This is a genomic window from Kordiimonas sp., assembly GCF_048264555.1.
Classification (GTDB): Bacteria; Pseudomonadota; Alphaproteobacteria; order Sphingomonadales; family Kordiimonadaceae; genus Kordiimonas.
Genome location: NZ_JBLXCX010000002.1, coordinates 386,596 through 400,447, shown reverse-complemented (window position 1 = coordinate 400,447; position 13,852 = coordinate 386,596). Strand labels below are relative to the sequence as shown.

The 13,852-nt window shown below is 53.7% G+C and carries 14 protein-coding genes; 7 read left to right on the top strand and 7 right to left on the bottom strand.

Annotated features, from left to right (window positions below; translation table 11 throughout):
* Positions 1-3: 3 nt before the first annotated feature.
* Positions 4-657: a phosphoribosylglycinamide formyltransferase gene (purN, locus tag ACN0XZ_RS06950; protein ID WP_417457009.1), complete on the top strand. Its 654-nt coding sequence runs from the start codon at positions 4-6 to the stop codon at positions 655-657.
* A 75-nt stretch (positions 658-732) separates the two neighbouring features.
* Here the strand turns inward: purN and ndk are convergent, their stop codons facing one another.
* Positions 733-1,155, bottom strand: a complete 423-nt coding sequence (gene ndk / locus ACN0XZ_RS06945; RefSeq protein WP_417457008.1) for a nucleoside-diphosphate kinase — start codon at positions 1,153-1,155, stop codon at positions 733-735.
* A gap of 138 nt (positions 1,156-1,293) precedes the next feature.
* On the opposite strand from ndk, the gene ACN0XZ_RS06940 reads away from it, so the two are divergent.
* Together ACN0XZ_RS06940 and ACN0XZ_RS06935 are read left to right on the top strand one after the other, a co-directional pair.
* Positions 1,294-3,192: an ABC-F family ATP-binding cassette domain-containing protein gene (locus ACN0XZ_RS06940; RefSeq protein WP_417457573.1), complete on the top strand. Its 1,899-nt coding sequence runs from the start codon at positions 1,294-1,296 to the stop codon at positions 3,190-3,192.
* A 70-nt stretch (positions 3,193-3,262) separates the two neighbouring features.
* Positions 3,263-4,111, top strand: a complete 849-nt coding sequence (locus ACN0XZ_RS06935) for a DUF417 family protein (RefSeq protein ID WP_417457007.1) — start codon at positions 3,263-3,265, stop codon at positions 4,109-4,111.
* On the opposite strand, the gene ACN0XZ_RS06930 is transcribed toward ACN0XZ_RS06935, so the two are convergent.
* From ACN0XZ_RS06930 to ACN0XZ_RS06910, 5 genes are all read right to left on the bottom strand, one after another.
* Entirely contained in the window at positions 4,035-4,886 is an 852-nt protein-coding gene (locus ACN0XZ_RS06930) for an alpha/beta hydrolase (protein ID WP_417457006.1), read from the bottom strand. The two genes, ACN0XZ_RS06935 and ACN0XZ_RS06930, sit on opposite strands and share 77 nt — an antisense overlap.
* Before the next feature lie 151 nt (positions 4,887-5,037).
* Positions 5,038-5,235 carry a hypothetical protein gene (locus ACN0XZ_RS06925; RefSeq protein WP_417457572.1) on the bottom strand — a complete coding sequence of 66 codons (198 nt, stop codon included), beginning with the start codon at positions 5,233-5,235 and terminating at the stop codon, positions 5,038-5,040.
* A 61-nt stretch (positions 5,236-5,296) separates the two neighbouring features.
* Positions 5,297-5,515 carry a hypothetical protein gene (locus tag ACN0XZ_RS06920; protein ID WP_417457005.1) on the bottom strand — a complete coding sequence of 73 codons (219 nt, stop codon included), beginning with the start codon at positions 5,513-5,515 and terminating at the stop codon, positions 5,297-5,299.
* On the bottom strand, positions 5,512-5,967 hold the full coding sequence (locus tag ACN0XZ_RS06915; RefSeq protein WP_417457004.1) for a DNA polymerase III subunit chi: 456 nt from the start codon (positions 5,965-5,967) through the stop codon (positions 5,512-5,514). The genes ACN0XZ_RS06920 and ACN0XZ_RS06915 overlap by 4 nt, the downstream gene beginning before the upstream one ends.
* On the bottom strand, positions 5,967-7,433 hold the full coding sequence (locus ACN0XZ_RS06910; protein WP_417457003.1) for a leucyl aminopeptidase: 1,467 nt from the start codon (positions 7,431-7,433) through the stop codon (positions 5,967-5,969). Before ACN0XZ_RS06910 ends, ACN0XZ_RS06915 begins: the two co-directional genes overlap by 1 nt.
* A 228-nt stretch (positions 7,434-7,661) precedes the next feature.
* On the opposite strand from ACN0XZ_RS06910, the gene ACN0XZ_RS06905 reads away from it, so the two are divergent.
* The 4 genes from ACN0XZ_RS06905 to rsmA all read left to right on the top strand — a co-directional run bounded on the left by ACN0XZ_RS06905 (position 7,662) and on the right by rsmA (position 13,177).
* Positions 7,662-9,905: an LPS-assembly protein LptD gene (locus tag ACN0XZ_RS06905; RefSeq protein ID WP_417457002.1), complete on the top strand. Its 2,244-nt coding sequence runs from the start codon at positions 7,662-7,664 to the stop codon at positions 9,903-9,905.
* 94 nt (positions 9,906-9,999) lie between these two features.
* Complete coding sequence (locus tag ACN0XZ_RS06900; RefSeq protein WP_417457001.1) at positions 10,000-11,277, top strand: peptidylprolyl isomerase; 1,278 nt, start codon at positions 10,000-10,002, stop codon at positions 11,275-11,277.
* Between the two features lie 17 nt (positions 11,278-11,294).
* Positions 11,295-12,320: a 4-hydroxythreonine-4-phosphate dehydrogenase PdxA gene (gene pdxA, locus ACN0XZ_RS06895; protein WP_417457000.1), complete on the top strand. Its 1,026-nt coding sequence runs from the start codon at positions 11,295-11,297 to the stop codon at positions 12,318-12,320.
* Entirely contained in the window at positions 12,320-13,177 is an 858-nt protein-coding gene (gene rsmA / locus ACN0XZ_RS06890) for a 16S rRNA (adenine(1518)-N(6)/adenine(1519)-N(6))-dimethyltransferase RsmA (RefSeq protein ID WP_417456998.1), read from the top strand. Before pdxA ends, rsmA begins: the two co-directional genes overlap by 1 nt.
* Positions 13,178-13,184: 7 nt before the next feature.
* Here the strand turns inward: rsmA and gmk are convergent, their stop codons facing one another.
* Complete coding sequence (gene gmk, locus ACN0XZ_RS06885) at positions 13,185-13,844, bottom strand: guanylate kinase (RefSeq protein ID WP_417456997.1); 660 nt, start codon at positions 13,842-13,844, stop codon at positions 13,185-13,187.
* Between the last annotated feature and the right edge of the window lie 8 nt (positions 13,845-13,852).

Here is a 13,852-nt window from a genome sequence, read left to right as displayed (position 1 = left end):
ACTGTGCGAAAACTACGCCTAGGGGTGATGATTTCAGGTAGCGGGACCAACCTGCAAGCGCTCATTGATGCCTGCGAGCAGCATGGCTACCCGGCCAAAATTGAGGTTGTTATCTCCAACCGGCCTGACGCGAAAGGGCTGGAGCGTGCTCGCACCGCCGGGCTTAAAGCTGTAACCATAGACCACAAAGACTATGAAGAGCGCGCCGCCTTTGAAGATGCTGTGCATGAGTGCCTGACGGACCACAAAGTGCAGTTGGTTTGCCTTGCAGGCTTTATGCGCCTTTTGGGCGCTGACTTTGTTGGGCGCTGGAAAGATCGGATGATCAACATTCACCCCTCTCTCCTGCCGTCATATAAGGGTTTGCACACCCACGCCCGTGCGCTTGAAGACGGTGTCAAGTTCGCAGGCTGTACTATTCACTACGTGCGCCCCGAGATGGATAACGGCCCTATCATCATGCAGGCCGTCATTCCCATCGCGCCTGACGAGACCGAAGACAGCCTGATTGCCAAGACACTGACGTACGAGCACCGTATGTACCCCGCCGCGGTTCGCCTGATTGCCGAAGGGAAAGCGCGGGTATCTGGCCACAAGGTGGTGATCAAGGAAGATGTGCCCTTACCTGAGGTTGGGCTTATCTGTCCCCTGCCCTAATATTTCACGCCAAGCAAAAAGGCCGGAGCATATAGCCCCGGCCTTTCTTCATTCATCCGCATTGAGAGTGGCGGATTAGCCAACAATCTCGTTGCCGGAGAAGAACTGAGCGATTTCAATCGCAGCATTTTCTTCACTGTCTGAACCGTGAACGGAGTTTTCACCGATTGAGAGCGCGAACTCTTTACGAACGGTGCCTTCGGCAGCTTCAGCCGGGTTGGTTGCGCCCATAACTTCGCGGTGCTTCAGAACAGCGTTTTCACCTTCAAGAACCTGAACAACAACAGGTGCAGAGGTCATGAACTCAACCAGCTCACCAAAAAACGGACGCTCAGCGTGAACAGCGTAGAAAGTCTTCGCTTGAGCTTCTGTCATTTGGATACGTTTTTGAGCAACAATGCGCAGACCATTTTTCTCAAAGATCGCGTTGATAGCGCCTGTGAGGTTACGGTTGGTTGCATCTGGTTTAATGATCGAAAAAGTGCGTTGCACAGCCATGTGACTATCCCTTGTACAAATGGGGTTAAACAGATTCGCGCGCCTTATAGCTTCTAATTTGCGGAAAGCCAAGTGTTGCGTGCGTTTGCACATTTTGTGTCATTGCCAGCCCATGCCGCATGTGATACCTCGCGCTCCATGCTGCATATCAACGACATAACATTCAGAATTGGGGACCGCCTGCTTTTTGATGCGGCGACGGTCCATATTCCGGCAGGCCACAAAGTTGGTTTTGTTGGGCGCAATGGTGCCGGTAAATCCACCCTTCTGAAGATGATTCTGGGGGAACTCGCAGCAGAATCCGGGGATATATCCATCAGGCCGCGTGCGCGAGTTGGTCACGTAGGCCAGGAAGCGCCAGATGGCCCGCAAAGCTTGCTTGAGACCGTCCTGCGCTCCAACAAGGAAATGACAGCCCTTGAAGCCGAGGCTGAAACGGCGACCGACCCACTTCGCGTTGCAGAAATTCACACACGCCTGGCCGATATTGGCGCCCACACCGCAGAAGCGCGTGCAGCCATTATTCTAGCGGGTCTTGGTTTTGATGAAGCTGCGCAGGCGCGGCCATGTGCCAGCTATTCCGGCGGTTGGCGCATGCGCGTTGCACTTGCTTGTGTGCTGTTTAATGAACCCGACCTGCTACTGTTGGACGAGCCAACAAACTATCTCGACCTTGAAGGAGTGATGTGGCTCGAGAATTTCTTGCGTTCATACCCTTACACCGTGCTGATCGTCAGCCACGACAGGGATCTTCTAAATAAGGCTGTTACCCATATCGTGCACCTTGAGCAGGCAAAGCTTAATCTCTACACCGGTGGGTATGATCGATTTGAGCAACTTCGGCACGAGTTGATGGAACGCCAGATGGCGCTCAAAACAAAACAGGAAGCCGAGCGCAGGCACATCCAGTCATTTGTTGACCGTTTCAAGGCCAAAGCAAGCAAGGCCAAGCAGGCCCAGAGCCGTCTCAAGGCCTTGGAGCGCATGAAGCCAATCGCAACAATGGTTGAGGCCCATACGGTGCCGTTCCGCTTCCCGAAGCCAGACCCACTGTCCTCCCCGCTTATTGCACTTGAAGAAGCAAGTGTTGGTTATGAAGAGGGAAACCCCATCCTCAAGAAGCTCGACCTTCGGGTGGATATGGACGACCGCATCGCCCTTCTTGGCGCCAACGGTAACGGCAAGTCTACCTTTGCAAAACTGGTGGCTGATAAGCTGAAGCCCATGGAAGGCAAGATGCGCAAGTCGCGCGTTTTAAAGGTAGGCTATTTCGCGCAACACCAACTGGACGAGTTGGTTGCCAAAGCATCGCCATTTGATCATCTCCAGAAGATGATGCCCGACGCAATCGAAGCAAAAGTTCGGGCGCGCCTGGGCTCCTTTGGCTTTGGCGCGGATAAAGCTGACAGGCCCGTTGAGTCCCTGTCGGGTGGCGAGAAGGCGCGCTTGATGTTTGCGCTTGCAACCTTTGAAGCGCCGCAACTCATCATTCTTGACGAACCCACCAACCATCTGGACGTCGATAGCCGCGAAGCACTCATTCATGCCATCAACGAATATGATGGCGCAGTACTATTGATCAGCCACGACAGGCATTTGGTCGAGGCTTGTGTTGACAGGCTTTGGATCGTTGAGAAAGGCGATGTGAAACGTTTTGATGGCGACCTGGAAGACTATAAACAGCATCTTCTCAAGGAACGATCTGGCGAACGTGCGGAACGCCGCGGACCAAAACAGGAAAATCAGAAAAAAGCGGCACGGCAGAATGCCGCTGAACTGAGACGCCAGCTCGCACCCTACCGCCGGGCAGCTGAACGCGCCGAAGCAGCACTTGAAAAACTGATGGCTGAAAAAGACCGTGTTGATAAACGCTTGACTGACCCGAAACTATATGAACCCGGCCAGGAAGATAAAGTTGCCAAGCTTTCCAAAATGGGCGCTGAACTGGCAGCCCAGATTGCAGAAGCTGAAGATGCCTGGATGGTCGCCGAAGAGGCCTACACAAACGCTCAAGACGCCGTGAACGATGCGTCATAGGGCTTGACGCAACGCCCCACATACCGGCCTATAGGCGTAACTTAGGGGTTAGATGCTAACGAGGGCCGCCATGATTTCCGTTATTGACCGGCTGCGACCGAACCGCAGTTTTACAGACTTTTTCGTAACGCTCTCGCTGGCAGTGCTTTTGATATGGTTTGGCCTGATGAATATCTCGGGTGCATCAAGCGGCATCGTTGAGCGCTGGATCAAAGGTCATTTGTTTCTGAGCGGCCTCTTGCCCTACAAAACGTATATTATGTGGGGCATCGGGGGGCTACAGGCGCTCTCCGGGCTATTGATTGCCCTGCATTCCGTTCCTGACCATATAAAACGCCTCGCTTATATGTTCGCGGCCCTATACAGCGTTGGCGCACTCAGCCTCATGCTCACAAATCCCGTCTGGATTGATAGCTTGGGTGGCTTTCCGGCTATTGGCGCTGGTCAAGGCATCATCAAATACCTCACCCTGCTTGGCCTTGTGATGTGGCGTTTGGGAAACCGGCATGGCGAGACCATTATGCTTTTGGGGCTGATTGTAGTGCTCGGCTGGATTGGTGGCATGAAGTTCACTGGGCCTGAAGCCGACGGCGTAGAACCGCTTCTCAAAACCAGCCCCGTGTTTAACTGGTGGCTAACCGCCTACTTTGCCAAACAGGATGCTTCCAACGTCATTGGGGTCATTGAGCTGATCACGGTTGTTCTGCTCACAGCATATTGGTGGAACCGCCGCTTGTTTACGCTCGGGCTATTCCTCTGCGCGGTTACCTTCATCACCACACTGAGCTTCATGGTAAGTTTTGCCCCAACCTGGCACGGCGGCATGGGTGGGTTTCCCTACCTCAGTTCATCGGGGCACTTTCTCTTGAAGGATCTAGCCCTCCTTGCGGCAACGTTTGTGTTAGCGTCGCGCGCCTGACGCCCCAACGGCCTTTAATGTCTGCCTGTACTGACGGCTGTGTGGCGACTGTATAATGGTTCGCACCGTCAACGGGCACAAAGGCATCATCAGCCCCAAGATAGTCTTTCAATCCCTCACCGGAGGCGAATGGAACAACCTCGTCGGCTGTGCCGTGATATATCACTACATGCCCGGGCGCATGGGCGAGCTTCTCGTCACTCCGGAGTGGATAATTGGTCAAGAATTCAGGCAGAAACGGGTAGCGCCGTGTCGCCATATCAACGATTGATTTCATCGGCGCGAACAAGATTACATTGCCGACTGCCTTCACGGCCGCCACATGGCTCGCGAACGTCGTCCCAAAGGAATAGCCCACTACGCGGACGTTCTGCGCCCCATAGTGTTCCCTGCCCCAGTCAAACCAGCGTTCCGCATCGCTAAGGAGGCTCTGCTCTGAAAGCTCCCCCCGGCTTTTGCCAAAGCCCCTGTAATCCATCGATAGAACATCATAGCCCATACCAAGGAACAGGCTTGCCAGCCGCTCTGAGCTGCCAACATTTCCCGCATTGCCTTTGTAATAGATAACAAGCTCAGGGGATTTCGTTGCGTCATTTGCCTTGAACAACACCCCGTGCAGATGGCTACTTTGTCCACTTAGCCACACTTCTTCCGTGCTTGAATTGAAATGATATTGATAACTTTCGGGGACCGGCGCGAAATGGAACATCAGATGTTCCTGAAAATAATAAGCCGTCGCCGCGATCAGCAGATACCCGCCAACGACAATACTCAAACTCCACTTCACAAACCTATACATATGGGACGCCTCGCCTCAATCCTGGGCTGTTGCACACGTCCTCCCCTATATGTTCAGCTTAGGTGCGAATCGTAAAAAAACTGTAACGTCGCACTGAAAACGAACATCTGGTCATGTTATTTTGTGATTATGGCAAAGCCTTGTCAGCTTGATGGCGGGAATAGATACCCGGAACGGAAATTTCCATCATAATTTCCGGCTTATTCAAGTCGGTGAAACCGACCTGTCTATAGAGCGGGTGCATATCGCTGGTCGCGAGCATTATCCTGCGTAGGCCCTGCAAATCCTCATGGGCCATGATCACATCCATCATCCAGCGCCCAATGCCTTTCCCTCGGCAGCTCTCATCGAGATAAACATCCGCAAGATAAGCGAAGGTGGCACGGTCAGTGGATCATGCGTGCACAACCAACCTGCGCTCCACCCTGGTCAAACACCCCAAAGGACAGAGCATGATCGAAACTGCTCTTCACGATATCGAGCGGGATACCGCGCGCCCAATAGCTGTTGAAGAGCCAGGCATGGATACGGGGCATATCAAACTGAGAAATATCGGTAGAGATAAAATATGGCAGCGAGCCGTGCTCAGCGATCCATTCACTCACGCTTTTTGCTCCCAACCGCCCATTTCCCGCTGTTGCCAGTAGGACATCTCCCCACCCAGTTCCTTGAACCCCTTCCAGGCTTCACGAGCTGCCGCGACAATATCCTCATTTCGACCATCAAACATATAGAGGCAGCGATCATAGTCGGCCACATTGGGACTGGCTACCGCATCCACGAGCACAAGCACGGAGGCTCCATTCAGCTTTTCATCACCTGTAGACAGATAAATCATCTGCTCCTCCGGGTGTTCACAGCCTTCCATGTCATGAGGCAGAAAGCTTGCGGGATCGTAATCCCACAAGACTTTATTGAGTGTTTCCATCATGCCGCGGTCCGGCACCTTGATGTGGGCGCATAGGCCAGCGTCAACCACGCGCTCCATCAGCTTGGGAAGAGCTTCCTCAAGCGTTTGTCGCTGCAAGTGATAGAAGCGAATATCGGCCACAGGCATCAGCCCTCGTAGTTATCCGCCACGAAGCGGTCGAGCAGGCGCACACCATAGCCTGTACCGCCTTTTTCAGAAAGCGGCAGGTCCTTCTCTGACCAAACAGTGCCCGCAATATCAATGTGACACCACGGAACATCATTGGTAAACCGGCGGAGGAACTGAGCAGCCGTGATCGAACCAGCCGCGCGGCCACCGATATTTTTCATATCTGCGATCGGGCAATCAATCAGCTTATCATAGTTTTTGTGAAGCGGCAGACGCCACACCTTGTCACCGGTCGTACCCCCCGCTGCTTCCAGCTGTTTTGCCAATGTATCATCATCCGTAAAGATGCCTGCATGCTCATGGCCAAGCGTAATGATGATCGCACCGGTTAGTGTTGCGAGGTCAACCATAAACTTCGGCTTGAAGCGGTCCTGACAGTACCATAGCGCGTCAGCCAACACGAGCCGGCCTTCTGCGTCAGTATTCAGTATCTCAATGGTTTGGCCAGACATGGAGGTAACCACATCCCCCGGGCGCTGTGCATTGCCGGAAGGCATGTTTTCCACAAGCCCTACGATGGCCACAACGTTAACCTTCGCCTTCCTGCCTGCTAGAGCCTTCATCAGGCCAACAACCGTGCCTGCACCGCCCATGTCCCATTTCATCTGCTCCATGCCTTCGCCAGGTTTGAGCGAAATACCACCGGTATCGAATGTCACCCCCTTACCCACGAAGCTGATTGGTGCTTCGCCTTCTGCGCCGCCGTTCCACACCATGATGGCAAGCTGGCTTTCACGCTCGGACCCTTGGCCAACACCAAGAAGTGCGCCCATGCCCAGTTTGGTCATTTCTGCTTCGCCCAGCACTTCAACTTCAACGCCTAAGTCTGTCAGCTCTCTGATGCGCTCAGCAAAACTTGCAGGGTACAGTATGTTCGCTGGTTCAGACACAAGGTCACGAGTGAAAAACACACCGTCGATAACTGCTTTACGTGAGGCGAAAGCGCTAGCAGCATCTGAGGCTGCTCCCGCAATTTTAACTACCTTCAGAGTTGGTTTTTTGCTCTCGGGCTCTTTTGTCCGGTATTTATCAAAGCGGTACGACCGCAATAACGCGCCTTCCGCGAGCGCCAAGGCATCTGCGCCGCTAGCATCTGCCACAATAGTTGCTTCTGCGCTGCCAGAACCTAGAAGGCTTGCACAAACAGCCGCGCCAGTCTCGAGCCACTCTTGCTGAGTGAGTTTGCCAGCTTCTCCTACACCAACAAACAAAACACGGTCAGCATCAAGGCCAGACGGCGCTACCACATCGAGTGTTTGCCCCGCACCACCACTGAACCGTGAGGTTGCGATCGCCTTAGAGAGCGCCCCGCTCGTTTTGCTATCGGCTTCAGCCGCCAAACCAGCAAGTGGTTTATCTTTTTCCACCAGAAATGCGATAGCCCCGGATGTGGGCAGTTCAAGTGCAGCAAAAGAGATTTGCATGGGATTCCCTCTATATCTGATTTTGGTTATTTCAGGCGCGCCAAGAAAGCGTCAGACCGATCTCCACAAACTAATGCCTTTTCTGGCGAGGAGACGCAAGTGGTGCCCGTGAAATCGCCACATTTTTAATAAAGAAAGCTCTCAAGCGTGCGCTTGGGCCATGAACATCGTTGCACCGCGTGGACGCAGCCGCTATCAAGGCACAAATTGTAGGGTGGAACCGCGTCAGTGCACAAAACATCAGTCTCGTCCCGTCGATCGCTTATTCTCGCAGGATTGCTGGCCTCAACCGGCTTGTGGGCGACACCTGCACTCGCACAGCGCACAACTGCCACAGAGACAGAAAGTGTTGAGCTTTCCGCAGACAACCTCATCTACAATGCAGAGACCGGCGAAGTACGTGCTATTGGCCGGGTATATCTGGAACGTGATGGGTTTATCCTAGAGGCCGGTGAGGTGGTGTACAACGAACGTACAGGGCGCGCGGAAGCCTACGGTGCGGTTGAACTCACCACCCCTACGGGCGAACGCATCTTTGCCCCCAAAGTCGTTCTCGAAGACGCTCTTAAAAACGCATTTGTTGAAGATGTTCGCCTTCTCATGAAAGACGGCGCGCAAGTTGCGGCGGCGGAAGCCAGCCGCGATAGCGACGCTGGCACCATGACGCTCAACAAAGCGGTATATAGCCCTTGTAAGGTGTGTGCTGACGATAGCGGAAAAGCGCCACTATGGCAGATTAAGGCCGTGAAGGTGACGCACGACCGTGAAAAACGGCGCCTGTACTATGATGACGCAACTCTTGAGGTCTTTGGTGTTCCAGTCCTCTGGACACCCTATTTCTCCCATCCCGACCCCACAGTAGACCGGGCGAGCGGACTGTTGCCGCTTGATATTCAAACCAGCAAAAACCTAGGCTTCGTGGTTGGTATTCCTTACTACCACGTTTTCAACGATAGCATTGACGCAACAATCAGGCCCATCTTCACAACAAAGGAAGGTTTGGTTTTGGCGGGCGAGTATCGCCAGCATCTAGGCTTTGGGCAGTATCAGGCTGACGGCAGCATCACCTATACCGATGGGCGCGATGATAATGGTGTACTCACCGGTAGCAAAGAGTTCCGTGGTCATCTCAGCTCCGACGGGCAATTTAACCACTCCAAGCGCTGGCGGTCCACCTACCAGCTAAATTGGGCGTCTGATGATACCTATCTTCGGCGGTATGATCTCTCGGATGCCGATACGCTTGTGAGCGAGTATAAGCTTGAGGGTTTTTACGACCGCTCGTACCTATCAGTGCGTACTGTGGGCTTCCAGGGCTTGCGGGTGGAGGACGAAGCGGGCTTAACGGGCCATGCGCTACCGCTCCTTGACGCAGAGTATATTCCTTCTTTCTCACCGCTTGGGGGAACCATCAGCCTCAAGGGCAACGCGCTTGCCCTTCATAGAAGTGAAGGTCTTGATACTCAGCGGGTGTCATTGTCAGCAAGCTGGCAGCGGCGCTGGATCACCCCTAAAGGTTTTGTGGTGGATCTTGAGGGATACGCACGATCAGAGGCTTATAAGCTCAGCGATATTGACCGGCCGGACGACCCATCATTCGCTGGCACCTTCGGCGGCAATAGTGGCAGTGAATGGCGCAACCTTGTGCGTGCAACCGCTACCGTTACCTGGCCGCTGGTCAAATTTACGGACAGCGGCAGCCACACAATTGAACCCATTGTTGAGGTGACTGTATCTCCGCGACGAGGCACACCAGACAATATCGTGAACGAAGACAGCCGGGCCTTTGAGCTCAACGACTTAAACCTGTTTTCCGCAGACCGGGCATCTGGCTACGACCTCTGGGAAGAAGGTAGCCGTGTAACCTATGGGATGCAGTGGCGCTATGATGGCAATGACTGGGGCGCGGATGTCATGCTTGGTCAGTCCTGGCGCATCAGTGGTACCGCACAGGTTTTTGCCGACGGCGCGGGCCTGGAGGGTGATCTCTCAAACATCGTTGGGCGAACGCGCGTTCGTTACAAAGACTGGTTAAACTTTGAGCATCGTTACCGGGTTGACGAACAGAGCTTTGCCGTAAGGCGAAACGAGATATCCCTGAGCCTGAACGGCACCAAAGTTGGCATGTACGCGGGCTATCTCAAGCTTGACCGAGACATGACAATTATCACGCGCGAGGACCGCGAAGAGCTTCGCACTGGCGCTTATTATAACATCAATGAGAACTGGCGTATTGATGGTGGTCTTATACATCGGCTGACAGGTGCACGGGTCGCAACACTTGATACCGGAACCGGAACCACCCAGTATATGCAGGAAGACAGTGGCGGCGTGAAGTATGACATCGGCCTCTCCTACACCAATGAATGCATTGAGCTCGGCCTGCGTTGGCGTGAGACCTTCACACAGGACCGCGACGTCGAACCCGGCACTTCAATTATGTTCCGGCTTAAATTGAAGAATTTGGGCTAGTGCATTGCCTCGAAAGCGTCTAAAAGGCTAACCATACTGAGTGGCTAAAACCCGCTGTAAATTATTTGAAATGTAAAGTTTGGGCATGGCGAGAGTGATCGAAAAGACAAAACAAATTGTGAAACACAGCCTCATGGGAATAAGCTTTGCTGCCCTCTTGGCTGGCGCAGCACAAAGTCAGCAGGCTATTAACAGCATTGAAGTTCTTGTTAATGATGAGCCGCTCTCAAGCTTTGATATCAACCAGCGTCTACGTCTTGTGATCGCCGTTGCAGGTGGCGTGGAAAGTGAACAAGAGTTCCTGAAAGTTCGGGAACAAGTGATCCGCTCGATGGTCGACGAAAAACTGCAACTTCAAGAGGCCGCAACGGTTGACCTGACCATTGAAGAAGCACAGCTCGAGGAATTCTTTGCGCGGCGTGCACAGGGCCTTGGCCAAACACCTGAGCAATTTGCGACAGCCCTCGCCAGCATTGGATCCAGCAAGCAAACCATGATGGACCAGATGGAAGCAGAGATCGCGTGGTCTCAACTGGTTCAGGGGCGTTTGGGTTCGTTCGTGAGCGTTTCAGACGAAGAAGTTGAAGCCTATATTCAGCGCATCTATGACAACAAAGGCAAGTTTGAGTATCGCCTTGCGGAGATCGTTCTTCTGGTGGATAGCCCGGAACAGGAAGCAAGTGTAAAAGCGAACGCTGATGACCTCGTTACCCGTATTCGCAGCGGCGCTTCTTTCCCTGACCTCGCGCAACAACTTTCAGCTTCTTCAACCGCCGCGGTTGGTGGCGACCTCGGCTGGATTACCGCAGAAGATCTGGACCCCGACTACGCAAAAGCGATTGAAGGCGTTGCTGTTGGTGATGTCGCTGACCCGCTTCGTACCGCTGGCGGCTACGTAATTCTAGCCCAGCGTGATCGCCGCCGCATCTTGACGGCTGATCCACTGGATACACAGATTTCGTTGCGTCAGGTTCATTTGACGCCAGAAAAAATGGCAGATGCAGAGGCTGTGGCAAATTTCCGGTCGGTAGCAGAAACATTGTCATCACAGGAAACCTCCTGTGCACAGGTTGCGCAGTATGTGGAAGATTCCGGTGCTGACGGTCGTGCCGAGATTGGCGTGTTGCGCTATCGCGACCTGCAGCCTCAAATTCGCACCGCTGTCGAAGGCGCTGAAATCGGGAAGGCAAGCGAACTATTGACCATGGAGGACGGACTGCGCGTCCTGTTTGTGTGCGCACGCGAAGAAGCAACCGTGCAGGAACCCGATTTTGACGCTGTCTATAACCAGATGGAACAGCAGCGTCTTTCAATGATGGGCCGCCGTTATCTGCGCGACCTGCGTCGTGATGCTATCGTCGATTACCGCTAGAAATTGACCGGAGGCCCATGACCGGGGCACTGTTAAACCCACAACGCTCTGCTCCGCTTGGTATTACCATGGGGGAACCTTCGGGTGTTGGACCAGAGCTGATTGTCCGCCTTTGGCGTGACAGGGAAAAGCTTGGCCTCCCCCCGTTTATCTATATCGGTGCGGCGGAAGCCATTCACGCCATTGACGCTGATATTCCCGTCTCCCACGTCTCCGACAACTTTGAAAATTTGGCACCAGATACCCTTCCCGTACTTGAAATCCCCCTTGTTGCAAGGCTCGAACTGGGTACACCGCAACAAGACAATGGTGCTGCTGTCATCGCCAGTCTTGATAAGGCATGCGAACTTGCCCTAAGTGGCTCTATCAGCGGTATTGTGACCGCCCCCATCCATAAAGCGGCGCTTTATAAAGCAGGGTTCACCGCGCCAGGGCATACAGAGTATCTCGCCCGCAGATGCGGACTGGCGGATGAAAGTTCTGTCATGATGCTGGCGACAGATGAACTGCGTGTTATTCCAGTAACAATCCACGTCCCACTCAAGGACGTAGCGCGAACCTTGACGGCAGATAAGATTATTCACGCGGGCATCGTTGCGGCTCATGACCTCAGGGCCAGATTTGGCATCGCACAACCGAGAATAGCTATCGCTGGCCTTAACCCGCATGCCGGAGAATCGGGAACCATTGGCCTTGAGGAAGCAACGCACATCATGCCAGCCGTATGGGCGCTTCGCGACGAAGGCATTAATGTGAGTGATCCGCTGCCCGCCGATACCCTGTTCCATGCGGAAGCACGGGCGGAGTATGATGTTGTCCTCTGCATGTATCATGATCAGGCATTGATCCCGATCAAAACGCTGGATTTCTGGGGCGGTGTTAATACAACGCTTGGCCTGCCTTTCATCCGTACATCACCCGATCATGGCACGGCCTTGAGCCTTGCGGGGCACCACACAGCCCGCACCGATAGTATGCTGGCCGCAATCCGTATGGCAGACCAGATGGCTCGTAACGCCGCGAGCCGGAAGGAAAACGAATAATGGCCGCACCTCTACCGCCCCTTCGTGAGGTCATTCGGGAATTTGACCTACGCGCTAAAAAGTCGTTCGGTCAAAACTTCCTGTTGGACCTGAACCTGACGAGGAAAATAGCACGTGTAGCGGGAGATCTCAGCGATAGTGTGGTCTATGAGGTTGGCCCCGGTCCGGGAGGGCTCACTCGAGGCCTTCTGGAAGAAGGTGCAAAACGCGTTGTCGCGGTCGAGATGGACAGCCGCTGCCTGCCCGCCCTTGAGCAAGTATCCCAAGCGTTTGATGGTCGGCTTACCGTACATCAGGGGGATGCTCTTGATGTGGAGGAGTCCCAACTCCTTAATCCGCAGCCGGGTGAAACACTCCGCATCGCTTCCAACCTTCCTTATAATGTTGGCACAATGCTGCTCATCAAATGGCTTACGCTTGAGGATTGGAAACCATGGTTCGCGTCTCTCACGCTTATGTTCCAACGGGAAGTTGCTGAGCGTATTGTCGCGAAACCGGGCACCAAGGCATACGGCAGGCTATCTGTGTTGGCACAATGGCGCGGGAATGTGCGAATTGCCGTGAATGTCCCTGCTGCCGCCTTCACACCACCACCAAAGGTCGCGAGTGCTGTTATTCATTTTGAGCCTTCTGAACCGATGGACGAGACAGTACAACTGAAGGACCTGGAACTCGTAGTCGAACGAGCGTTCGGTCAACGCCGCAAAATGATGCGTGCGAGCCTCAAAAGCTTACCGGTCAATGCTCTTGAGCTTCTAAACAACGCACACATTCCGGAGACCAGCCGCGCAGAAGATGTAAGTGTGGAAGATTTTGTCCGCCTCGCCCGCATCTACCGCGAGATGCTAAACGCCTGACATAGCGTTACTTTTCAGGCATTTGTCGTTCGGCCTGGAGGTTGCGGACAAATTCTGAAAGACCCGGGCGGCGTTCGCGATGCAAGCGTTCGGCCCGGATGATATTTTTGAGAGATTCGAACGTGGCATCCAAATCGTCGTTGATCAGCACATAATCATACTCTGCCCAGTGACTGATTTCAGCCTCGGCTTTTGCCATGCGCTTTCTAATTGTTTCTTCAGTATCTTGGCCACGCTTCTTCAGGCGTTCTTCGAGCGCACGAACAGAAGGTGGAAGAATAAATATGCGCACAAGGTCAATCGCACGCGTGCTTGAATCGAGCTGCTGAGCACCTTGCCAGTCGATATCAAAAATAACATCCTGCCCACGCCCCAACGCATCCATCACAGGGCCTCTCGGCGTACCGTAGCGATTCTCAAACACCACAGCATGTTCCAGAAGTTCATCCCCCTCTATCATTTCTTTGAAACGCTCGTGGCTTACAAAAAAATAATCTTTCCCGTGTTCTTCGCCTGGCCGTGGCTCCCGCGTTGTGGCAGAGACAGACATCACAATCTCTGTATCCTCTGCCAGCAGACGCCGCGTAAGCGTCGTTTTACCCGCACCAGAAGGCGAGGAGATCACGAGCATGAGCCCACGGCGGGAATAAACGGATTTAGCGGTCATATATCTAG

Coding starts and splice junctions, on each gene's coding strand:
- ndk (WP_417457008.1), bottom strand. CDS start 1,155: ATGGCTGTGCAACGCACTTTTTCGATCATTAAACCAGATGCAACCAAC.
- ACN0XZ_RS06940 (WP_417457573.1), top strand. CDS start 1,294: ATGCTGCATATCAACGACATAACATTCAGAATTGGGGACCGCCTGCTT.
- ACN0XZ_RS06935 (WP_417457007.1), top strand. CDS start 3,263: ATGATTTCCGTTATTGACCGGCTGCGACCGAACCGCAGTTTTACAGAC.
- ACN0XZ_RS06915 (WP_417457004.1), bottom strand. CDS start 5,967: ATGCCTGTGGCCGATATTCGCTTCTATCACTTGCAGCGACAAACGCTT.
- ACN0XZ_RS06910 (WP_417457003.1), bottom strand. CDS start 7,433: ATGCAAATCTCTTTTGCTGCACTTGAACTGCCCACATCCGGGGCTATC.
- pdxA (WP_417457000.1), top strand. CDS start 11,295: ATGACCGGGGCACTGTTAAACCCACAACGCTCTGCTCCGCTTGGTATT.
- rsmA (WP_417456998.1), top strand. CDS start 12,320: ATGGCCGCACCTCTACCGCCCCTTCGTGAGGTCATTCGGGAATTTGAC.
- gmk (WP_417456997.1), bottom strand. CDS start 13,844: ATGACCGCTAAATCCGTTTATTCCCGCCGTGGGCTCATGCTCGTGATC.